Consider the following 23,281-nt stretch of genomic DNA (forward strand, 5'->3'; position numbering starts at 1 on the left):
CAACTAAGTTTATATTACAGAGGTAAATGTTATGGGAATTTTTTCGCGTTTTGCAGACATTGTTAATTCTAATATCAATGCCATTTTAGATAAAGCAGAAGACCCAGAAAAAATGGTTCGTCTTATTATCCAAGAGATGGAAGACACATTAGTAGAGGTGCGCTCTACGTCAGCTAAAACACTGGCTGAGAAAAAAGAATTAGTACGTCGTGTAGACACACTAAAAGCACAAGTAAGCGATTGGCAAGACAAAGCAGAGCTTGCACTAAGTAAAGACCGCGACGATTTAGCGCGTTCAGCATTACTTGAAAAGCAAAAATCGGCAGAAGCAGTTGCAGCAGTAGAGTCTGAGCTTGAGCATGTAGAGTCTCATATTGAGAAACTTCAGCAAGAAGTCACCACTCTACAAGAAAAGCTAGCCGATGCTAAAGCACGTCAAAAGGCAATTATTTTACGTCAACGTTCGGCTGAGTCGCGCCTTGAAGTGAAAAAAGCCCTTGATAGCTCTAAAGTAGAAGATGCACTTAATCGCTTTGAGCGCTACGAAACTAAAATTGATGGACTAGAATCTCAAATAGAGTCTTACGATTTAGGTAAAAAGTCGCTTGCAGATGAAATTGCCGACCTACAAAAAAATGAAAAGATAGATGATGAGCTTGCCGAACTTAAAAAGAAGCTAGCTGATAAATAACTTATAAAGGGGTACTTAAAGTGCCCCACTGCTTAAACATCGATTACGGATTGTCAGGAGAGGATTATGTTTGATCCAGAGATACTAATTGCACCATTTATCTTGTTCATGATTTTTGTTGCGCCACTGTGGTTAATTTTGCACTACCGTAGCAAAAAGCAAGTGAGCCAAGGGTTAAGTGAGCATGAACATCGCCAGTTATTGGAACTTGCCCACAAGGCCGAAAAAATGGCTGATAGAGTAGAAACCCTTGAAGCATTACTCGATCAAGAGTCACCACAATGGAGACGCAAAGTATGAGTGCCAAACGCGAATTATTAAGAGACCCACAGCGCGGTAAAATCGCCGGTGTATGTGCGGGATTAAGTGACTACTTTAATATGGAGTTATGGTTAGTTCGCATTATTTTTGTTAGTGCGGTACTGCTAACGGGTGGCCCATTATTTGTGGTAGCGTATATTGCAGCGTGGTTTATTTTAGATAAAAAAGACCCCACAACTATACATACTAGTAGCTCAACTAAAACTGACGATCCGCTAGAAGTTAAATTTAAAGTATGGCAAAAAGGCGAGCCACCGCGCCGCGCATTGCAAGACTTAAAAGAGCGTTTAACGCGAATAGACACGCGCCTTCAAGATATGGAGCGCCATGTTACTTCAAGCGAGTTTACGGTTAGCCGTGAAATCAACAAACTTTAAAGGATTTAATAGCACTTTGTTCGGTGATTAACAGCATCAATGAAGTGCTAGCCCATTATGAGTAGCACTTCATTTGCCAAAAAAACCTTTAAAAGCATTAAAGGTTCAGCCCAGAAAGCCCTTCATCGTAGTTTAGATCAACACGTAAAATTAGCCGTAACGGGTTTAAGTGGTAGTGGTAAAACCGCGTTTATTACCGCACTTGTTAAGCACCTTACAACACAAAGCGATGATAAAAACTTACCGTTTTTTGATGTAATGCGAGAGCACCGCCATATAGCCACCAAAGTGGTGCCGCAAGAGGCGTTAAAAGTCCCTACGTTTGACTATCCGCGCGCGCTTAATGCCTTGCTCCCAAGCGATGGGGAGCCTACATGGCCTGCATCAACCGAGCGCATTAATACCCTGCGTTTAGCGATTAAATACCAAAGCGCATCTGGGTTACGTGGGCATTTTTCGCCGCAATCTACGCTGTATTTAGATATTATTGACTACCCAGGTGAATGGCTACTTGATTTACCTATGCTTGAGCAAAGCTATAGCTTGTGGTGCGAGCAACAATATCCGCTATTGTTACAGCACCCGCGTGTGAACACCTCTACTGAATTTTTAAACGCGCTTGAACAGCTTGATTTAAATGCCCCCGTAGATGAAGCCTTACTTGCACACATTGCAGCGCTTTATCAAAGTATGCTGGTGGGCCTTAAAAAAGATACTAAGCTTGCCATGTTACAACCTGGGCGCATGCTAATGCCTGGCGACTTGCAAGGTGCGCCGCTATTGTTGTTTTTTCCGGTAAATGCGCAGCATATAAAAAGTGATGAGGTAGTGCCTGGCTCTAACTTAGCGCACTTAATTAAGCGCTTTAACGCCTATGTAAAAGAGGTGGTTAAGCCATTTTATAATGAGCACTTTAAACACTTTGACCGCCAAATTGTGTTGGTAGACGTACTCAGCGCTTTAAACGAAGGCCACGAAACACTCCATGAGCAAAGTAGTGTAATAAACCAATTACTCGCACATTTTAATTATGGCGAGTCGGGCTTTTTTAAGCGTTTATTTAAACCCAACATAGATAAAATACTGTTTGCTGCAAATAAGTCAGATCATATAAGTGCTAAGCACCATAAAGACTTAGCACTACTACTTGACTCACTAGTGCATGAGCAAAGTAATCACTTAAAGTTTGATGGCGTACAAATAGAAACCATGGCAATGTCGTCAATTGCAGCAACGCAGCCGCGCCAAGTGGCCGATAAAGGGCAAACGCTTGATTGTATTTATGGTAAACCATTAAACGAGCAAGATTGGCTTACTTATTTACCCCCACAGCCACCAAAGCGCATGCTTAATAAAAATGAGTGGCCAGCGCAGGGCTTTGAGTTTTTATCGTTTGCGCCTATGCCAAACCCCGATAAGCAACTTAAGCATATTCGCCTTGATCATGTGATGCAGTACTTGTTAGGAGATAAATTATCATGAACGACACACAGCAAACTTTTCAAGCAGGTAGGCGAATTGATAGCCAAGCTGATGAGCAGGTTGAGGCGACGCTTGCTCCTGCAAAAATAATTACCCAGGGTCAAAGTGAATACATTGAAGAGCCTGAAGATGAACTTCTTGATGATGAAATAGACCTAGAGCCGGTATATAAAAAGTCTAAATGGCAAACGCTTAAAGGGGTGTTTGCTGTAAGCTTTTTAGTGTTAGTGCTTTTAGAATTTGCGTATTCGTTAGTGTTTGCGTTTGAGCAGTCGGCCATTTTAGGCGGTGTTTATTTAACGGCGGTGGTAAGCGGTGTGTTGCTAATTGGGCGCATGCTATGGCGCGAATACAGAATGCTGCGCAGTTTAAAGCGTAATCAATTACACCGCCAAGAAGCCGACAGACTCTTAAATAGTGAGCAAGTAGGTGGCGCATTACCCTGGCTTGAAAAACTAAATAAGCACCAACAGCTCGACAACTTCGATGCGTTTAAAAACCAAGTGGCTACCCATCATAGCGATAAAGAAATAATGACCCTTTACGCAAATAGCTTACTTATAACGCAAGACACGCAAGCTAAAAAGCTTATAAACCGCTTTGCGACAGAGTCAGCGTTGCTTGTTGCCCTAAGCCCCCTTGCGCTGGTGGACATGATGGCGGTACTTTGGCGCGGTACTAAGTTAATAGAGCAAATTGGTAAAATTTATGGCATTGGTTTTGGTTACGCAAGCCGCATTAAGCTCTACCGTATGCTAATAAAACAAGTTATGTTTGTAGGCAGTGCTGAGCTTGTATCTGATTTAGCAGCCACAGCATTAAGTGCTGAGCTTTTAGGTAAGCTTTCGGGGCGTGCAGCGCAAGGTGTAAGCGCCGGTATTTTTACAGCACGTATTGGTTACAAAGCAATGGAGCTTAGCCGCCCATTACCACGGCTTGAAAACAAACGCAGCTTGTTAAAAGGCACAGTGCAAAGTATTGCCAGCAAAATTATGAGCCGTAAAAAGGCCGAGCCAACGTCCTAAAGTAGCAGTGGCAATATTTGTGTACAAAACCGCGCTGAGCGGTTTTTGCACAAATAGCCATCTGAGCATCCGGCATGCTTGTGATTTAAACTGCGGTGCGTTTTATTTATGTAATTGACACACATAATAAAAACGAGAGCACACAATGAGCAAGCAGCATATTAATACCCAATGTATTCATGGCCCGCAAAAAGCAAACGATCCGCATGGCGCACTCACGTCGCCTTTGTATCAAACCTCTACCTTTCATTTTGAAAATGCAGCACAAGGTGCCGCGCGTTTTGCAGGCGATGAGCCCGGTTATATTTATACCCGCCTGGGTAACCCAACCACCACCGAACTTGAGCAAAAAGTAGCACAGTTAGAGGGCTGCGAAGCTGCTGCTGCTACCGCCACAGGTATGGGCGCTGTATCGGCGTCGGTATTAAGCTTTTTATCGCAGGGCGATCATTTAATTGCATCAAGTGCATTGTATGGATGTACTTTTGCGTTTTTTGCTCACATGTTACCGCGCTGGGGAATTGAAGTTACTTTTGTTGATATGACCAACGAGGGCGAGCTTCGCGCTGCTATAAAACCTAATTCAAAAATGATATTTGTAGAAACGCCAATCAACCCCACAATGGCAGTCATTGATTTAGCCTTAATTGGCGGGCTCGCTAAGCAACATAATTTAATTAGTGTGGTCGACAACACCTTTTTAACGCCACTGCTGCAATCACCTAAGCAGTACGGCATAGATATTATTGTGCACAGTGCCACTAAGTACTTAAACGGACATGGCGATGTAGTAGCGGGGCTTGTGTGTGGAACGCATGAGCACATTACCTTAATAAAAATGACGGTACTTAAAGATATTGGTGCCACCATAAGCCCGCACGACGCATGGCTTATTAATCGCGGATTAAAAACTTTAGCCATACGCATGGAGCGCCATTGCCAAAGCGCGCAAACGGTTGCCGAATATTTAGAGGCGCACCCACAGGTTAATATTGTTTATTACCCTGGACTTAAATCGCACCCTGGCAACAAATATATAGGCAAGCAAATGAAAGCCGCAGGCGGCGTTATTGCATTTGAAATTAAAGGCACCCTTGCTCAAGGAGCGCAGTTTATAGATAGCATGAAGCTTTGCACACTTGCTGTAAGTTTAGGTGATGCCGAAACGCTTATTCAGCACCCCGCATCAATGACGCATTCCCCTTACACACCCGAGGAGCGAGCAGCCGCAGGCATAAGTGATGGCTTAATAAGACTCTCTGTAGGGCTTGAAGATGTTAACGATATTATTGACGACTTAAACCAAGCTTTTACATTAATTTGTTAGGTGTATTTATTTGTGTACAGTTGAATTTACCCTTAACACCTTTAATTTAGTGGTTGTATAATATTAACGCCGGTGGTGTAATATTAACTATACACTTTAGGGGGTCGTGCTAAATGTAGATATCCGCCTAACTATTAAACTTTTCTTCACTTTTGCATAGTATGGCTGCATTAGATATTCAGTAATCTTGAGTATCACACTGACACACATTTAGGGCTTAACCCCAAGAAGGTTATTATGGCTAAAGCAAGTAAATACACCTCTAAAACACCTGATGAAAACGGTGTTATTCATTGGAGCGAAGAAGAAAACAAAATTTGGTCTGAGCTTGTTACGCGCCAACTTGCGTGCATAGAAGGCAAAGCTTGTGATGAGTACATGGATGGGCTTAAAAAAATAAACCTACCACACGATCGTATTCCGCAGTTAAGCGAACTTAACGAAGTGCTTCTTGCCACAACAGGTTGGCAAGTAGCGCCTGTACCTGCGCTTATCGATTTTGATGAATTTTTTAGGTTATTGGCAAACAAACAATTTCCGGTAGCGACGTTTATTCGTAGTCGAGAAGAGTTTGACTACCTGCAAGAGCCTGACATTTTCCATGAAATATTTGGCCACTGCGCTATGCTAACAAACCCTGACTTTGCCGAATTCACACACAAATACGGCCAATTAGGGTATGCAGCGCAGAAAAAAGATCGTGTATACCTTGCACGTATGTATTGGTTTACCGTTGAGTTTGGTTTAATGCAAACCGAAAACGGCCTGCGTATATACGGCGGTGGTATATTATCAAGCCCAGGTGAAACCCAGTACGTGTATTCAGATACACCAGAGATAACGCCTATGAGCGTAATTGATGTGCTGCGTACGCCGTACCGCATTGATATTATGCAACCACAGTACTACACCATAAATTCGATTCATGATCTGTTTGATATATCGCAAATGGATATTATGACTTTGGTTGAGCAAGCTAAAGCGCTTGGTTTGCACGACCCAAAATTTCCACCTAAAGAAAAATTAGCCGGTTAACTTTAATTTAAAAGAAACGCTAAAGTAAGGATTTAAAATGTCTTCATTAAGTGAACAAAAATGCGAAGCCTGCCACGTAGATGCGCCAAAGGTATCTGAGGAAGAGCTTGCCCAACTTATTACAAAAATTCCAGACTGGGTACCAGAGGTACGCGACGGCATTATGCAACTTGAGCGTGTCTATAAGTTTAAAAACTTTAAACAAGCTATGGCGTTTACCAATAAAGTAGGTGATATGGCAGAAGATGAAGGCCATCACCCAGGTTTATTAACCGAGTGGGGCAAAGTAACCGTAACGTGGTGGAGCCATTCAATTAAAGGCCTACACAAAAACGATTTTATTTGCGCAGCTAAAACAGACGACGTATTTAACGCGCTGTAATTAAAAAATTAACTGAGCAGATTAAAAAGGCACTTTTAAGTGCCTTTTTTATTGGTTTAATAGAAGTTTCTAGTTGTCAGCTATCAGTGACGAGCTGCTCGAAGTTAAATTTATCGCCGTAGGTTGGGTTGAGTGAAGCGAAACCCAACAGGGTTATAGTACTCTGTGTCATCTCAATTTTATTGTTTTGTATAAAAGAGTTAGACTCGGAGTTAATCTCGGGAATTTTTTAGGCTTTAAATATGGATTATGTTTATCACTACACTTCTGCGGATGGTTTAAAGGGAATTTTAGAGAGCAAAAGTTTATGGGCTACTAACGCAGAGTATCTTAATGACTTTAGAGAAATTAAAGAAGGTATTGATAAGATAAAATCGCTTAGAGATAGCTTGTCTGAATTTTCACAAAGAAAGCTTGAAGAAATTTATGCAAAGCATAAAAAATTGCCTTTGGATGTAGTTCAAAAAGCAATGCAAAACGAGGAAGTACATCTTGCGAACCATTTTTTACAATTCCTTTGGGACATCATTGAAAAAACTGAATTAGATGAAATTTATACTACTTCATTTACAACTGAGCGAGATAGTCTAAATCATTGGCTTACTTATGGGACAGAACAAACTTCATACTGTATCAAGTTTAATAAAGAAGAGTTGCACGATGACTTGTATTTTAGGCAACGAAAATTTTTAAGCAGCTATGATGCTGTTGAATATAAGCCGGCTACGAATATTTTAAACTCTGTGCTCGAGAAACATTACCTGCCAGAGCTATTAGGCTATATCTTAAATTCAAATTTAGATGAAAAAGAGCAAGATGAAAAATGTGCAATAGCAGCTATTGAAGCTTTTAATGAAGTTATCTTTAAAGTAGCTAGTATAAAAAATAGAGCATTTGAATACGAAAAAGAATATCGTTTTACATTATTTGATCCTGGAATAGTTTCATTAAATGGTAATGAAAAAGTTGATTATTTTGATTTTATAGACTCGTCACATTTTGAATTCTTGGAACCAGAACATGGCGAGTTTTTTCCTTTACATTATAGAACTTTGAAGTCAGGAGTAATTGCTCCTTATAGAGCGATACCTTTCCCTAAAAATTCAATTGAAGAAATTATAATAGGACCATCAGAAAATAATGAGTTGGCTGTTAAAGGCTTGAGGTCTCTTTTGGCTTCTTTAGATTTTGATGTAGAAGTATCCAGTACTAAAACTTCATTTAGAAGAATTTAATAAAGCTCTAAACCCAAAGGGTTTAGAGCTTTTTTTATATACAATTAAAGTTCAGCTCAAGCACTTAACTTCAACGTATCGTTGGGTTTCGTTTCACTCAACCCAACCTACGTTTAACACCAATCAGCTTAGGGCTTACAGCTAAAAGCTTATCGCTTATTTTAATCATCAATTGAGCGTAGTAGGGCGTTGATGCCTACTTTTTCGCGTGTTTGTTGATCTACCTTTTTCACGATGATTGCAGCGTATAGGCTGTGAGTGCCATCTTTTGATGGTAGTGCGCCTGGTACTACTACTGCGCCTGCTGGTACGCGGCCGTAATGAATTTCGCCGGTTTCACGGTCGTAAATACGGGTGCTTTGGCTAATGTAAACGCCCATTGAAATAACAGCGCCTTCCTCTACTACTACACCTTCAACAATTTCAGAGCGTGCGCCAATAAAGCAGTTGTCTTCAATGATGGTAGGATTAGCTTGTAGTGGCTCTAAAACGCCGCCTATGCCCACGCCGCCCGATAAGTGTACGTTCTTACCAATTTGTGCACACGAGCCAACAGTTGCCCATGTATCAACCATAGTGCCTTCATCTACAAATGCGCCAATGTTCACATACGATGGCATCAGTACTACGTTTTTACCTACAAAGCTGCCTTTACGTGCTACTGCGTTAGGGACTACGCGCATGCCACCTTGTTGAAACTGCTCCGGTGTGTAGTCGCTAAATTTAAGCGGTACTTTATCGTAAAACTGGTTTACGCCGTCGTTCATTGGTTGGTTGTCGCGAATACGAAATGATAGTAAAACGGCTTTTTTAAGCCATTGGTGTACGACCCATTCGCCTGATATTTTTTCAGCAACACGGGCTGCACCGCTATCAAGAAGCTCTAGTGCGTCAATAATTGCTTGTTTTACATCGCTAGATACACTGCTTGGGCTAATGCTATCGCGGTTGTCCCAGGCGTTTTCTATCATAGTTTTTAAATCTGACATGGTGTGTCCTTATTCTGTTTCGGCGTTGAATTTTTTACGTAATGCCTGATGAATTTTGGCTTGCTCTTCATCAGTCAGCGCTTGGTATTCGTTATTTGATACGACAAAGAAATCCTCTGCACGTTCACCTACCGTTGTAATACGGGCTGCGTGAATGTGTAATAAATGCGCTTGGAAAACTTCGGCAATTTTAGTAAGTAAACCGGGTATATCAACAGCTTGAATTTCTATTAGGCTGCGATCTTTACGTGCATGAGGACGCAGCACTATTTTAGGTTTAATATTAAAGTCTTTAAATCGTTGTGAGCGATTCTTTTTAAAGCGTATTTTTTTGCGTGGTTCGCTAAGTGCTTGCTCAAGCCCACGTTTAATTGACTGAGCACGGCTACTTGCAATAGGGTCGCCGCTCACTTCAAGTATTACAAAGTTAAATAGGGCATAGCCATCTTTGGTAGTAAGCACTTGAGCGTGTTGTATTTGCGCTTTTTTAGAGCCAATTACGCTAACTAAGCGAGCGAATAACGGCCCAGAATATGGGCTATAAGCAAACACTTGCGTGCCGCCATGCATTGCTTTATCAGAAACAATGACACTGGGTAGGCTTAAGTCTGCGCATTTTAATAGGTGCTCGGTTTGCCATGATATTTGCTGCTCGCTAAAGGCAGTAAAGTAATTGGCTTTAAAGCGGCTCCAAATTAAATCAATTTGGTTTTCTAGGTAGCCCAAATTAAGTAAGCGCTGTTTAGCTTGGTGTTTTTTATCGCGTATTTGGTCGCGTTGATCCATTGGGTTTTCAAGCCCTAGGCGTAATGCACGCTGAGTATGCAAGTATAATTCGCGTAGTAGGGTGTTTTTCCAATCATTCCATAAGTTGTCGTTGGTTGCGCGTATATCGGCAACGGTTAAACAATAGAGGTAATCGAGTTGGCGCTCTGTTTTTACGCGCGAAGCAAAGTCTTTAATAACACCTGGGTCATTTATGTCTTTACGCTGCGCAGTAACCGACATAAGTAAATGGTTACCAACTAGCCACGATATAAGCTTGCCATCAGATGATGGGAAGCCATGTAATTTAGAAAAAGCAATGGCATCAACCGAGCCTAGCTCTGAGTGATCGCCGCCACGCCCTTTAGCAATATCATGAAAAATACCTGCTAAATAAAGCAGCTCAGGCTTATCCATACGGGTTACTATTTCACTACAAATAGGAAACTCACTCACTTTAGATTTATCAAAATATTGGTAAATATTATTGATTAATTTATGGGTGTGCTCATCTACTGTGTAGGCATGAAATAAGTCAAATTGCATTTGCCCAAATATATTACGCCACTGCGGTAAATACGCGGCCAACATGCCGTGTTTGTGCATGAGCGTGAATGCGCGGCCCATGCCATTAGGATGCTTTATGATTCGTAAAAAAGCTTCTCGGCAGGCTGCGTAGTCTTGTAGGTCGCCTAATAAACGGCGACGAACTTGGCGAATAGTGCGAATTGTGCTTGGGTATATATGGGTAATTTCAGGGTGGTCAGCAATATGCTCAAACAACACAAAAAGTTGATCGCGTCTAAAGAATACAGACGGACTTTTTACCCGAATTTGATGGCCAACGCGCTCAAAGTTACGATCAAGCTCTTCAACGGTAGCTTGACTGCTGTCTGGCGAAATACTTTGCTCAAAGTACGAAAGCAACATTTGGTTAAGCTCACGTACTCGGCTCATGATTCTGAATAAACGCTTCATCATGCGCTCAACCGAGGCTTTACCATCGCTACCAAAACCTAAAATTTCTGCGGCTTGGGGTTGATGATCAAACAATAAGCGGTTTTCTGAACGTTCTGCGGCTAAATGCAATGCAAAGCGGATATTCCATAAATTTTCAAGACACTCTAACAGCTCTTGATATTCCTCATGGGTCAGGTAGCCGTGACTAATTAGCTCTTGCAGAGTTTCTGCCCTAAAGTGCTTTTTAGCGACCCAAATAATAGTTTGCAGGTCGCGAAGCCCCCCTGGGTTTTCTTTTATATTTGGTTCTAAATTGTAGGCAGTACCGTGGCACTTTCTGTGACGCAAGTTTTGTTCTTGTACTTTTGCGACAAAAAATTCACCTGAGCCCCACACCGGGGTTTCAATAATATGGTTTTTGAGTTTTTCAAACTCAATATGATTGCCAAAAATAAGACGGCTTTCTAATAAGCTGGTGGCAAAGGTAACGTCTTCACGTTTTTGATCTATGGCTTGTTCAATAGTACGAACACTATGACCTATCTCGAGATTAAGATCCCACAACATAGTAACGAATTGGCCGATTTTTTCGCAAATATCATCATTAGGCTGTTTCGTAACAAGTAACAAAAAGTCTATATCAGAGTAGGGATGTAGCTCGCCACGACCATAACCACCTACTGCAATTAAAGCCAAGTCTGGTTCGTGAGCTAAATCATAAACCTGAAAAAGTTTGATTAGCAACCGGTCAATAAATTCTGCACGGGCATTAATTAATTTACCAACAGGTTGTTTGGAGAATTCATTATGCAACCATTTATAGAAATAGGCGGAGCAATCGCGGTAATCGCTTAATTGCTCAGCATCATTGAGCAACTTTTTTACTTTGTTAGGTAATGCCACTTAGGCTGGCTCCTATATGGACTGCATTGTAAGTTGAAATTTATTTTTATAATATATTTGCTGTAAGGGCAATAAGTTATGTTACCCCCCTTACAGCAAACCGCTTAAGCGATATACGGCAAATCTGTTACTATCGCGATTAAGCGCGCACTTAAAATTAGTGCTCGATAATTCTATCGATTGTATCATCTGATCGTAGTGTTAAAATTTCAACACCATTTTCAGTTACAAGTAAGGTGTGTTCCCACTGAGCTGATAAACTACGGTCTTTTGTTACCACAGTCCAGTCGTCTTTAAGTAATTTACATTGGCGTTTGCCCGCATTTACCATAGGTTCGATGGTTAAACACATACCTGCTTTTAATGTTTCTCCAGTACCTGCTTTACCGTAATGCATTACTTGTGGTTCTTCATGGAACTCGCTGCCGATACCGTGGCCGCAGTATTCACGTACGATAGAGTAGTTAAAGCTCTCTGCATATTTTTGAATAGCGGCACCAATATCACCAAGGCGAACACCCGGTTTTACCATTTTAATGGCAAGGTAAAGACTTTCTTGAGTAACTTCTGCAAGGCGTTTACCCTGAATATTAGGCGTGCCTACATGAAACATCTTTGATGTGTCACCGTGGTAACCATCTTTGATAACGGTGATGTCAATATTTACACTGTCACCCTCTTTTAATGCTTTGTCGTTCGGAATACCGTGACAAATTACATGATTTACTGAGGTACAAATTGATTTTGGAAAACCATGATAATTAAGAGGAGCAGGAACGGCATCTTGCACATTAACAATATAATCATGACAAATTGTATTTAGCTCATCGGTGGTGATACCTGGTACCACATGTGGTTCGATCATTTCTAGCACATCAGCAGCCAAACGGCCGGCTACACGCATTTTCTCGATTTCTTCAGGGGTCTTAATCACAGCGCTCATTGAGGCTCCAAAGTTGCGTTTTTAGATGATTATCGTCGCACAATTTTTGCACGAGACGTTGAGTATTTATTTTTAATATGGTATAAAGCGCGCCGTCTTTTTACAAATAAATTCTTAAATGATTTTTTGTATTTAAGGCAAACACAATTTTATTTTAACACACACACGTATCGTCACATACACTTGGGTGCATTTCAGTTTCATTTAACTGCGGTGTTGGTGCTATGGGATATGTGGAGGCCTAACCCTAAACAACTTAGAGGATTTACAAAATGGCAAACGTTTCAATGCGCGATATGCTTCAAGCTGGTGTTCACTTTGGTCACCAAGCACGTTACTGGAACCCAAAGATGAAGCCTTTCATCTTCGGCGCACGTAACCGTGTACATATCATCAACCTTGAGCAAACTGTACCAATGTTCAACACTGCACTTAAGTTTTTATCTGGTGCTGCTGCAAACAAAGGTAAAGTTCTTTTCGTTGGTACTAAGCGCGCAGCAAGCGAAGCAGTAAAAGAAGCTGCTTTACAAAGCGATCAATTCTTCGTTAACCACCGTTGGTTAGGCGGCATGTTGACTAACTGGAAAACAGTTCGTCAATCAATCAAGCGTCTTAAAGACCTTGAAGCTCAAAGCCAAGACGGTACTTTCGAGAAGTTAACTAAGAAAGAAGCGTTAATGCTTACTCGTGAAATGGACAAGCTTGAAAAGAGCCTTGGTGGTATTAAAAACATGGGTGGCCTTCCAGACGCTATCTTTGTAATCGATGCTGACCACGAGCACATTGCTATCCGTGAAGCTAACAACCTAGGTATCCCAGTTGTTGCAATCGTTGATACTAACTCTAATCCAGACGGTGTTGATTACATCGTACCTGGTAACGATGATGCTATCCGTGCAATCAACCTTTACACTAGTGCTGTTGCAGCTGCGATCACTGAAGGCCGTGAGAGTAACATCGTTGCTCAAGCTGAAAAAGATGACTTCGTAGAAGCTGAGTAATTAGCTGTCATCAAGTCTTCATCTTTTAAAGGTGAAGACTTGCTATTCTTGTGGAGCGGGTAACCCGCTTATCTAAACCTGATTTCAGATTTGAGGATTTACTAATGGCTGTAACTACTGCCCTAGTTAAAGAATTACGCGAGCGTACTGGCGCTGGCATGATGGATTGTAAAAAAGCGTTAACTGAGACTGATGGTGACATCGAGTTAGCGATTGAAAACATGCGTAAGAGCGGTGCTGCAAAGGCTGCTAAAAAAGCAGGTAATATTGCTGCTGAAGGTACTATCATCATCAAGCAAAACGCGGGTGTTGCAGTACTTGTAGAAGTTAACTGTCAAACTGACTTCGTTGCTAAAGATGCAAGCTTCCTAGCATTTGCTAACAAAGTTGCAGATGCTGCTATCGCTGACACTACATCTATCGAAGACTTACAAGCTAAGTTTGAAGAAGACCGTGTTGAGCTAGTAACTAAAATTGGTGAAAACATCAATGTACGTCGTCTTCAGTACATCACTGGTGAACAACTAGTTGAGTACCGTCACGGCGAGCGTATTGGTGTTGTTGTTGCAGGTGTTGCTGATGAAGAAACACTTAAGCACGTTGCAATGCACGTTGCTGCTTCAAACCCAGACTACCTAACTCCAGATGACGTACCTGCTGATGTTGTTGAAAAAGAAAAGCAAGTACAAATCGACATCGCGATGAACGAAGGCAAGCCTGCTGAAATCGCTGAGAAGATGGTTGTTGGTCGTATGAAGAAATTTACTGGTGAGGTTTCTCTTACTGGTCAAGCTTTCATCATGGAACCGAAAAAATCTGTTGGCGAAATTCTTAAAGAGAAAAACGCAACAGTTACTGGCTTTGTACGTATGGAAGTTGGTGCAGGTATCGAGAAGAAAGAAGAAGATTTTGCTGCTGAAGTTGCTGCTCAAATTGCAGCTGCTAAAGGTCAGTAAGACATACTATTTGTGATGCAAAAGGAAAATACATGCAATTAAAGTACTATTTGCTTTTGCGTCACGCTTAGAAATTCTTTAAAATAACCGCGCTTTTATGTTTAACATAAGCGCGGTTATTTTTTATCCATAATTCAATAAAAGTTGGCCCCAAAACTATGACTATCAATCGCAAACCTATTTTTAGACGTGTTCTTCTCAAATTAAGTGGTGAAGCTTTAATGGGAGACGAAGGCTTCGGCATCGACCCTAAAGTTTTAGATCGTATGGCACAAGAAATTAAAGAGCTCGTAGAACTCGACGTAGAAGTGGGTTTAGTTATTGGTGGCGGTAACTTTTTACGCGGTGGCTCATTAGCCGAAGCGGGCATGAATCGCGTTGTTGGTGACCACATGGGGATGCTTGCAACTGTAATGAACGGCCTAGCTATGCGTGATGCGCTACACCGTGCGTTTGTAAATTGTCGTTTAATGTCGGCAATCCCTCTAAATGGTGTATGTGATGCCTATAACTGGGCTGAAGCTATTAGCTTGTTGAAAACAGGTCGCGTTGTTATTTTTGCCGCTGGCACAGGTAACCCGTTCTTCACTACTGACTCTGCAGCGTGTTTACGCGGCATTGAGATTGAAGCTGATACGGTAATTAAAGCGACCAAAGTAGACGGTGTATTTAGTGATGATCCGGTGAAAAACCCTGATGCGACACTTTACCGTCACTTAAGCTACAATGAAATTATTGATAAAGAATTAAAAGTAATGGATTTAGCGGCATTTACTCTTGCTCGCGACCATAATATGCCATTGAGCGTATTTAATATGAATAAATCAGGCGCATTAAAACGCGTAATAATGGGTGAAGAAGAAGGAACCCTTATTTCTTCACAAGCCTCAGATGAAGTTAGTAACTAGATTAGGATTAAACCGTGATTAACGATATTCAAAAAGATGCGCAAGAGCGCATGCAAAAAAGTGTAGCAGCACTTGGTAGTCAACTATCAAAAATTCGTACAGGTCGTGCTCACCCAGCAATTTTAGACGGCATTATGGTATCGTACTACGGTGCTGATACACCGCTTAACCAAGTGGCTAATGTAACGATTGAAGACTCGCGTACGCTGGCTATCGGCGTATTCGATAAGTCTTTAGCGCAAGCTGTAGAAAAAGCAATTATGGCGTCTGACTTAGGTTTAAACCCTATGTCTGCTGGTACAGTAATTCGCGTACCACTTCCTCCGCTTACAGAAGAGCGTCGTAAAGATTTAATTAAAATTGTACGTGGCGAAGTAGAAAGCGGCCGTGTTGCTGTGCGTAACATTCGTCGTGACGCTAATGGCGATGTAAAATCTTTATTAAAAGATAAAGAAATTTCTGAAGATGAAGCGCGTCAAGCAGAAGATACAATTCAAAAGCTTACAGATAAATTTATCAAAGAAATGGATGCACAACTAACAGCGAAAGAAGCTGAGTTGATGGAAATCTAAACAGCTAAATAACCTCAATGCAGGTTATGAAATATATTAGTTTTGAAACGCCGTCTAGGGTATACTAGGCGGCGTTTTTTTATGGAATACTCAATATTTATGGTTCTAGACGCTGATACAATTTCACAGCAATGTTTACCTAAACATGTTGCCATCATCATGGATGGTAACGGGCGTTGGGCGCAAGCTAGAAATAGACCTCGTGTGTTCGGGCATAAAAAAGGCGTGGACGCAGTTCGTCAATCTGTTCAGTTTTGTACTAAATTAGGGATACAATCGTTAACCTTATTTGCTTTTAGTAGTGAAAACTGGCGCCGCCCCGAGGACGAAGTAAATACGTTAATGGAGCTTTTTTTGTTTGTTTTAACAAAGGAAGTTAAAAAGCTTCATAAAAATAATGTAAAACTGACCATTATTGGAGATTTATCACGATTCTCTGAAAGTTTACGTAGCAAAGTATATGCTGCGCATGAGCTAACAGCAGATAACACTGGCTTGCATTTAAACGTGGCCGCTAATTATGGCGGTAGATGGGATATGGCAAATGCCGCTAAGCAACTTGCACTACAAGTTGCTAGCGGACGACTCAAGGCAGAGGATGTTACAGAAGAGCGCTTAGCACAGCATATGAGCATGGCAGACCAAGCGGAGCCGGATTTACTAATTCGCACGGGTGGTGATGTTCGTATTAGTAATTTTTTACTATGGCAAGCTGCTTATGCGGAACTTTACTTTACCGAAACTCTTTGGCCTGATTTTAACGAAGCAGCATTTGCTGAGGCCATTGCGTGTTACGTTGCCAGAGAGCGACGTTTTGGTTGTACGGGTGAACAAATAAAACAATTACTCGCGCATACCTAAAATAGAATAAGGGTCACTATTTTGTTAAAACAACGAATTTTAACCTCGGTTGTATTAGCGCCGTTAGCGCTAGCCTTGGTTTTTTATACTCCACTAACATTGTTTAGTTATTTTGCCGGTATTATTGTTTTACTTGGCGCGTGGGAGTGGTCTGCTTTTATGGGCCTATGCACAAAATTAAAACGTGGTGCGTTTGTGGTGTTAATTGGCGCGTTATTGGCGCTGCTAAATTTACATTGGCCGATTGAATCACTATGGCAAAACGGCCAGCTGGTCGGGGATGCAAATTACTTATTTACGCTCTCGTTTGCTTGGTGGATTGTGGCCAGTTATTTAATTTGGCGCTACCCAGCCATGGCCAAAGCATGGAACGAAGGCTTGGTAATGCGCGGCATTGCCGGGCTGCTTACTTTAATTCCACTTTGGCTTGCACTCAATACCTTACGTAGCGCGCAATACGCTGAATCTACACACTTTGGCTCGGTACTGATTTTAGTGGTACTTGGTATTGTATGGAGTGCAGATGTAGGGGCTTATTTTACAGGTAAAAGTTTTGGTAAGCACAAGCTCATGCCAAAGGTGAGCCCAAATAAAACCATCGAAGGCCTAGCAGGCGGTGTGGTTGCATCAATTATATTTGTTTTAGCTTTTTGTCATTTTACCGGTGTGGATTTTGCTGTATGGCCTATTTATGCCGTAATGACCGCCTTTATAGCTTTATTTTCGGCTGTCGGTGATTTACTTGAAAGCATGTTTAAACGTGAAGCCGGCCTAAAAGACAGTGGTCGCTGTTTACCCGGCCACGGCGGTATTTTAGATAGAATTGACAGCTTAACCGCAGCAGCCCCAATGTTTGTAATGTGCTATGCATGGACCTTGAGTTTATGAGCCAACAGCAGCAACTTGTTATTTTAGGCGCTACAGGTTCAATTGGGTTAAGTACATTGGATGTTATAGCGCGAAATAAAGCGCTATTTAACGTGTTTGCCCTCACTGCAGGCCACAATGCAAAAAAAATGGCTGAGCTATGTATTGAGCACGAACCGTTATATGCGGTTATGGCCACACAAAGCGCTGCAGAGCAATTATCATCGTATTTAAATAATACGCCATGCCAAACCTTAGTAATGCATTCACAGCAGGCTATGATCGATTTATGTGCGCATCCCGATGTCGATACCCTCATGTCAGCTATTGTTGGCGCTGCCGGTTTACTGCCTACACTAAGCGCCGTTGAAGCAGGTAAAAAAGTACTGCTTGCCAATAAAGAATCGTTGGTTATGTCAGGGCAGTTGTTTATTGATAAAGTAAAACAGCATAAAGCCACGTTGTTGCCTATTGATAGCGAGCATAACGCTATTTTTCAGTGCTTACCTCATCCACTTCAAAACGCAAACGCTGATCAAAATTTACAAGAGCATGGCGTAAGTAAAATATTGCTTACCGGCTCTGGTGGGCCATTTTTAACGCGCGATATAAATACCTTAAAAGAGGTTACGGTTAGTGAAGCCGTCGCTCACCCTAATTGGTCTATGGGGCAAAAAATATCGGTAGATTCAGCCACCATGATGAACAAAGGGCTTGAATTTATCGAAGCTAAATGGCTGTTTAATTGTGACACCAGCGATATTGATGTGGTGATCCACCCGCAAAGTATTATTCATTCTATGGTGCAATACCACGATGGCTCCATTTTAGCGCAAATGGGTAACCCCGATATGCGCACGCCTATTGCACATGCACTCGCTTACCCAGATCGAATTAACGCCGGTGTAAAACCACTCAACTTTTCGGATATTTGTGATTTTTCGTTCACAAAGCCTGATTTTGCGCGTTATCCAAATTTACAACTTGCTATTGATGCGTGCAGCGCAGGGCAAGGCGCAACCACAACGGTAAATGCAGCAAACGAAATAGCGGTTGCGGCATTTTTAAAAGGCCAAATTGGCTTTACTGACATTTATAAAATTAATGCACAAACGCTTGATGCGGCCACATTCACTAACGTACAAAGCCTAGATGAAATATTAGCGTGTGACCAACAAGCCCGCCAACGTGCAGCGGACCTAATAACAAAAGTGACTCATTAATATGTTAGATTTTTTTTGGAATCTTGGCTCGTTTATTTTAGCGCTGGGCATTTTAGTTGCTATTCATGAATATGGGCACTTTTGGGTGGCCCGTAAAATGGGTGTTAAAGTGCTGCGCTTTTCGATTGGTTTCGGTAAACCGCTTTTAAAGTGGCACGATAAATACAATACAGAATACGTAATTGCCGCTATTCCACTTGGTGGCTACGTTAAAATGCTTGATGAACGCGTGGATGAGGTACCTGAAAATGAGCGCCATTTGTCATTTAACGCTAAATCGGTTCAGGCCCGTATAGCCATAGTAGCAGCCGGCCCGCTGGCTAATTTTTTATTTGCTATTGTGGCGTTGGCGGCTATGTACATGGTGGGCGTGCAATCGGTAAAACCTGTAGTGGGTAGTATTACCGAAGGTAGCAGAGCAGAGCAGGCGGGCATTATGCCCTCTGAACAAATTATTAAAATTGGTGATGACACAATTGCCACCTGGCAAGATGCAACTTTTGCACTTATGTCGAGCTTAGGTGAGCAAAGCGTGCCCGTAGTAGTGCGTAACGAAAACTACCAAGAGCAAACAAAAATGCTTAACGTAGAGGGTTGGAAGCTCGATCAACAAGACGTGCCGCCACTGAGTTCGTTGGGTATTGTACCGTTTAGACCGCAAGCCACATTAACCATTGCGGCTATTACTAAAAATTCAGCAGCCGAACTGGCTAATTTGCAGGTTAACGATACGATTATCGCTGTAAATGGTGAAACAATAAGCGATTGGCAGCAATTAGTTAATCTTATTACGCAATCGGCTAACAAATCTTTACAATTTAGTGTAAAAAGACAAGATAGTATTAATAGCGTAACAGTAACGCCTAAATCGCGCATTAATGAGCACGGTATTGAACAAGGGTTTTTAGGTGTTGCGCCGGTTGTTCAACCTTGGCCTGAGGGCTATGTTGAAACCCGAAGCTTTGGTCCGCTTGATAGTATTGCTCGTGGTACCCAAGAGACCTGGCGCCTTATAACGCTTAGCTTTGACATGATTGGTAATTTAATTACAGGTCAGGTTTCGGTTAAAAATTTAAGTGGCCCTGTGGGCATTGCAGTTGGTGCAGGAACTAGCGTAAGCTACGGGCTAGTCGCCTTTTTAAGCTTTTTAGCGCTAATAAGCGTTAACTTGGGAGTATTTAATTTATTACCTCTGCCAGTGCTTGATGGTGGACACTTAATGTATTACATAATTGAACTTTTCCGTAAAAAGCCGGTCTCTGAAAAGACACAAGAATTTGGTTTTAAAGTGGGCGCCTTGCTGCTCATATTTTTAACATGTTTCGCTTTGTTCAATGATGTATCGCGTTTGTAGTTACAGCGTGACAATTACTAATTAGAACACGATTGTAAGCATCACTAATTATTAGTTTTGATGTTAAGCGGTAATACAGTTGTAAAGGATAAAGATAATAAAATGGCTATAAAAAAACATTTGGCAGTTTCAAGTTTATTGGGTGCAAGTTTTGCAGCCCTGGGCCAAAACTCCTTTATTGTTGAAGATTTAAAAATTGAAGGTTTGCAACGTGTAGCACTTGGTGCAGCACTAACGCATGTTCCTATCAATGTGGGCGATAACGTTGATGACTATACGATTTCAAAAACAATAAAGTCACTTTATCGTTCAGGTCACTTTGACAACATCAAAGCGTTACGCGATGGTAATAACGTTATTTTTAAAGTGACTGAGCGTCCTACTATTAGCTTTATTGAGTTTGAAGGCAATAAAGATATAAAAGACGAGCAGCTTAACGAATCACTCGATCAGCAAGATATTCGCCAAGGTGAACCGCTTGATAAAACCGTTATCGATAATATTGAAAAGGGGTTGGTTGAGTTTTTCCACAGTATTGGTAAATACAATGCCACCGTTGATATTAGCGTAACTAAGCTGCCACGTAACCGTGTAAAGCTTAAGCTAGAATTTGACGAAGGCGAAGCCGCCTCTATTCGTCAAATCAACTTAGTGGGTAACGAATTATTCTCTAACGAAGAGCTTTTAAAGCTTGCTGAATCGCAACAAGATTTACCGTGGTGGCAGTTTATGGGTAGCGACCGTTACCAAAAACAAACCATTGAAGGCGATTTAGAAAAAATTCGCAGCTTTTACTTAGACCGCGGTTACTTACGTTTTAATATCGATTCTACGCAAGTATCAGTAAGTCCTGAGCGCGAATCTGTGTATGTAACTGCTAACTTAACAGAAGGTGTTAAGTACACAGTAAAAGGTTTTGACTTCATCGGTGATTTACTTGGCCGAGAAGAGCTAATCAAAAGCGTTATCCCACTTCGCGCCGGCGAGCTTTACAATGGCTCAGTGGTGACCTCATCTGAAGAATTTATCAAAAGCTACTTAGCGCGCTTTGGTTATGCCAATGCCGAAGTACGCACAATTCCAGAAATTGATGATGAAAAACAAGAAGTGCAACTTACGCTGTCGGTAAATCCGGGCAAGCGTGTGTACGTACGTCGTATTATTGTAGGTGGTAACCAAAATACAGCTGATGAAGTACTTCGCCGCGAAATGACACAACTTGAAGGCGCATGGTTATCTAATCAAAACCTTGAGCGCTCAAAGCTGCAAATTCAACGTTTACCATACATGGAAACTGTTGACTTTAACGTAGTACCGGTACCGGGTGTAGATGACCAAGTAGACGTAGACTTTACCGTAAAAGAGCAATCGGCCGGTAGCTTTAACGCGGGCTTAGCGTATGGCTCATACGCAGGGCTTCAGTTTAATATTGGTGTGACCGAATCTAACTTTTTAGGTACGGGTAATCAAATAGGCTTAAACTTAAATACCTCTACTGGTTCTGAAAGCATTAGCTTGTCGTACACTGACCCTTACTTTACGCCAGATGGTGTATCGCAAGGCAGCAGTATTTTTTACAACAACTACGATGCCAGTAAGTTTAGCTTAGTAGATTATAAATCAACAAGTTACGGTATTGGTACCAATATTGGCTTCCCAATTGATGCGGTTAACCGTGTTAACTTTGGCGTACGTTGGATTCAAGAAGAACTTTCAGAAATTGCCGAGTACGAACAAACTCGCGTACTACGCGAAACCTTCTTAGATGAAGAAAACCCAGATGCTGGCTTTGACTTTACTAAATATGAGCTAAGTGTTGGTTGGTCGCGTATCACAGTTAACCGTGGTTTATTTCCAACAGCGGGTTCGCGCCAAACATTAAATTTAACAGCCACAACGCCTAACTCTGACCTTCAGTACTTTAAACTGAACTACGATTCGCGTTTTTATTGGCCAATTTCGAATGACCACCGTTGGGTGTTCTCAACACGTGCAGCGCTTGGTTACGGTAATGGTTATGGGTCAACAAACGGTTATGAGCAAACACTGCCATTCCAAGAGTACTTCCGTATAACGGAAATGGAACTACGTGGCTTTGACCGTAATACAATATTACCGCGAGCTGTATCACGTGTTCCTTTATCAATCCCTGGTACGCCAGGTGCTGATGGTACTACAACAGGTAGCATTGGTGGCTCTGATGAGTTTGATATCTTAGTACCACAAGGGCGTATTGGTGGTAATGCAAAAGCGGTTGCAGGTATGGAGCTAATTGTACCTACGCCGTTCTTAGATGAAGAAAACACCAGTTCTGTACGTACCAGTTTCTTTGTAGATGCTGCCAACGTATGGGATACTGAATTTAACGTTGACCGTTTCCAAAACTTAGCGCCAGATGAGCGTGCTAAGTTAGATGATTACTCTGATCCAATGCGCTTTAGGGTATCAACCGGTTTATCTTTACAATGGATCTCTCCGATGGGTCCAATGCTGATTAGTTTTGCGTATCCATTGCAAAAAGAAGAAGATGACGATACAAAGACCATCAGCTTTAATATTAGTAACACTTTCTAAAGGAGTTTTTTGTGAAAAAATTATTTAAATCAACAGCAGTAGCCGTGTTAGCAACATTGATGATGGGCACCTCTGCAAGTGCATTTGCCCACAAAGTAGGCATTGTTGATATGCAAGAGATCTACAAGCAAATTCCTCAAATGGCTAAAATTGAGCAGTCTTTACAAACTGAGTTTGCTGAGCGTCGTCAAGAGCTTGAAAAACTACAAGGCGACATTCGCTTTGAAGCAGAAAAATTTAAGCGTGAAAGCACTACAATGAGCCAAGCTCAAAAAGATGCACTACGTGATAAAATTCAAGGCATGCAACAAAACCTTGCTGAAAAAGGTCGTCCTTTAGAGCAAGAAATCAAAGCACGTCAAAACCAAGAGCTTGCTAAAGTTCAGGGTTTAATTATTAAAACAATTGAAGAAATTGCTAAAGATGGCGACTTCGATGAAGTTAAAGTTAAAGACACTACTATTTACTTTAACCCTAAAGAAGTAACTGATCTTTCAAGCAAAGTTGTATCAGCAGTTAGTAAGAAATAA

General features: G+C 41.5%; 22 protein-coding genes. 19 read left to right on the forward strand and 3 right to left on the reverse strand.

The window, feature by feature from the left end; genetic code table 11:
• Positions 1–31 precede the first annotated feature (31 nt).
• The 9 genes from pspA (at position 32) to MTN96_RS28600 (ending at position 7,875) form a co-directional block, all read left to right on the forward strand.
• Complete coding sequence (gene pspA, locus MTN96_RS28560) at positions 32–691, forward strand: phage shock protein PspA (RefSeq protein ID WP_004586906.1); 660 nt, start codon at positions 32–34, stop codon at positions 689–691.
• A gap of 66 nt (positions 692–757) precedes the next feature.
• Positions 758–991: an envelope stress response membrane protein PspB gene (pspB, locus tag MTN96_RS28565; protein ID WP_004586907.1), complete on the forward strand. Its 234-nt coding sequence runs from the start codon at positions 758–760 to the stop codon at positions 989–991.
• Positions 988–1,389: an envelope stress response membrane protein PspC gene (gene pspC / locus MTN96_RS28570; RefSeq protein WP_004586908.1), complete on the forward strand. Its 402-nt coding sequence runs from the start codon at positions 988–990 to the stop codon at positions 1,387–1,389. The genes pspB and pspC overlap by 4 nt, the downstream gene beginning before the upstream one ends.
• Positions 1,390–1,446: 57 nt before the next feature.
• Entirely contained in the window at positions 1,447–2,871 is a 1,425-nt protein-coding gene (locus tag MTN96_RS28575) for a YcjX family protein (RefSeq protein ID WP_248533595.1), read from the forward strand.
• Positions 2,868–3,896, forward strand: coding sequence for a TIGR01620 family protein (locus MTN96_RS28580; RefSeq protein WP_248533597.1), 1,029 nt, complete (start codon positions 2,868–2,870; stop codon positions 3,894–3,896). Before MTN96_RS28575 ends, MTN96_RS28580 begins: the two co-directional genes overlap by 4 nt.
• A gap of 145 nt (positions 3,897–4,041) precedes the next feature.
• Positions 4,042–5,223, forward strand: a complete 1,182-nt coding sequence (gene megL / locus MTN96_RS28585; protein WP_248533599.1) for a methionine gamma-lyase — start codon at positions 4,042–4,044, stop codon at positions 5,221–5,223.
• Between the two features lie 237 nt (positions 5,224–5,460).
• A complete protein-coding gene (gene phhA, locus MTN96_RS28590) occupies positions 5,461–6,258 on the forward strand; it encodes a phenylalanine 4-monooxygenase (protein WP_029774298.1) in 798 nt (265 codons plus the stop codon).
• 37 nt (positions 6,259–6,295) lie between these two features.
• Positions 6,296–6,640, forward strand: a complete 345-nt coding sequence (locus MTN96_RS28595) for a 4a-hydroxytetrahydrobiopterin dehydratase (protein ID WP_004586913.1) — start codon at positions 6,296–6,298, stop codon at positions 6,638–6,640.
• A 242-nt stretch (positions 6,641–6,882) separates the two neighbouring features.
• The gene (locus MTN96_RS28600) at positions 6,883–7,875 is read left to right on the forward strand and encodes a DUF2971 domain-containing protein (protein WP_248533601.1); all 993 of its coding nucleotides are present in this window, start codon (positions 6,883–6,885) and stop codon (positions 7,873–7,875) included.
• 161 nt (positions 7,876–8,036) lie between these two features.
• On the opposite strand, the gene dapD is transcribed toward MTN96_RS28600, so the two are convergent.
• The 3 genes from dapD to map form a co-directional block, all read right to left on the reverse strand.
• The gene (dapD, locus tag MTN96_RS28605) at positions 8,037–8,864 is read right to left on the reverse strand and encodes a 2,3,4,5-tetrahydropyridine-2,6-dicarboxylate N-succinyltransferase (RefSeq protein WP_064386073.1); all 828 of its coding nucleotides are present in this window, start codon (positions 8,862–8,864) and stop codon (positions 8,037–8,039) included.
• Between the two features lie 9 nt (positions 8,865–8,873).
• Positions 8,874–11,492 (reverse strand): [protein-PII] uridylyltransferase, encoded by a 2,619-nt coding sequence (gene glnD / locus MTN96_RS28610; RefSeq protein ID WP_248533603.1) that lies wholly within the window; start codon positions 11,490–11,492, stop codon positions 8,874–8,876.
• Positions 11,493–11,649: 157 nt separating this feature from the next.
• Positions 11,650–12,435 (reverse strand): type I methionyl aminopeptidase, encoded by a 786-nt coding sequence (gene map, locus MTN96_RS28615; RefSeq protein WP_010388111.1) that lies wholly within the window; start codon positions 12,433–12,435, stop codon positions 11,650–11,652.
• A 272-nt stretch (positions 12,436–12,707) separates the two neighbouring features.
• On the opposite strand from map, the gene rpsB reads away from it, so the two are divergent.
• From rpsB to MTN96_RS28665, 10 genes are all read left to right on the forward strand, one after another.
• On the forward strand, positions 12,708–13,436 hold the full coding sequence (rpsB, locus tag MTN96_RS28620) for a 30S ribosomal protein S2 (protein ID WP_013465430.1): 729 nt from the start codon (positions 12,708–12,710) through the stop codon (positions 13,434–13,436).
• A gap of 104 nt (positions 13,437–13,540) precedes the next feature.
• Positions 13,541–14,392, forward strand: coding sequence for a translation elongation factor Ts (gene tsf / locus MTN96_RS28625; RefSeq protein ID WP_010388114.1), 852 nt, complete (start codon positions 13,541–13,543; stop codon positions 14,390–14,392).
• 158 nt (positions 14,393–14,550) lie between these two features.
• Positions 14,551–15,300 carry a UMP kinase gene (pyrH, locus tag MTN96_RS28630; RefSeq protein ID WP_016899281.1) on the forward strand — a complete coding sequence of 250 codons (750 nt, stop codon included), beginning with the start codon at positions 14,551–14,553 and terminating at the stop codon, positions 15,298–15,300.
• Between the two features lie 14 nt (positions 15,301–15,314).
• A complete protein-coding gene (frr, locus tag MTN96_RS28635) occupies positions 15,315–15,872 on the forward strand; it encodes a ribosome recycling factor (protein ID WP_004586921.1) in 558 nt (185 codons plus the stop codon).
• A gap of 81 nt (positions 15,873–15,953) precedes the next feature.
• Complete coding sequence (locus MTN96_RS28640; protein WP_096041411.1) at positions 15,954–16,733, forward strand: isoprenyl transferase; 780 nt, start codon at positions 15,954–15,956, stop codon at positions 16,731–16,733.
• A gap of 21 nt (positions 16,734–16,754) precedes the next feature.
• Positions 16,755–17,621 carry a phosphatidate cytidylyltransferase gene (locus tag MTN96_RS28645; protein WP_004586923.1) on the forward strand — a complete coding sequence of 289 codons (867 nt, stop codon included), beginning with the start codon at positions 16,755–16,757 and terminating at the stop codon, positions 17,619–17,621.
• Positions 17,618–18,823 (forward strand): 1-deoxy-D-xylulose-5-phosphate reductoisomerase, encoded by a 1,206-nt coding sequence (gene ispC / locus MTN96_RS28650; protein WP_248533633.1) that lies wholly within the window; start codon positions 17,618–17,620, stop codon positions 18,821–18,823. The genes MTN96_RS28645 and ispC overlap by 4 nt, the downstream gene beginning before the upstream one ends.
• A gap of 1 nt (position 18,824) precedes the next feature.
• Positions 18,825–20,177 (forward strand): sigma E protease regulator RseP, encoded by a 1,353-nt coding sequence (rseP, locus tag MTN96_RS28655; protein ID WP_004586925.1) that lies wholly within the window; start codon positions 18,825–18,827, stop codon positions 20,175–20,177.
• Positions 20,178–20,279: 102 nt separating this feature from the next.
• On the forward strand, positions 20,280–22,751 hold the full coding sequence (gene bamA / locus MTN96_RS28660; RefSeq protein ID WP_054983479.1) for an outer membrane protein assembly factor BamA: 2,472 nt from the start codon (positions 20,280–20,282) through the stop codon (positions 22,749–22,751).
• An 11-nt stretch (positions 22,752–22,762) separates the two neighbouring features.
• Entirely contained in the window at positions 22,763–23,281 is a 519-nt protein-coding gene (locus tag MTN96_RS28665) for an OmpH family outer membrane protein (RefSeq protein WP_004586927.1), read from the forward strand.

It is taken from the genome of Pseudoalteromonas sp. 2CM28B, from assembly GCF_023161935.1.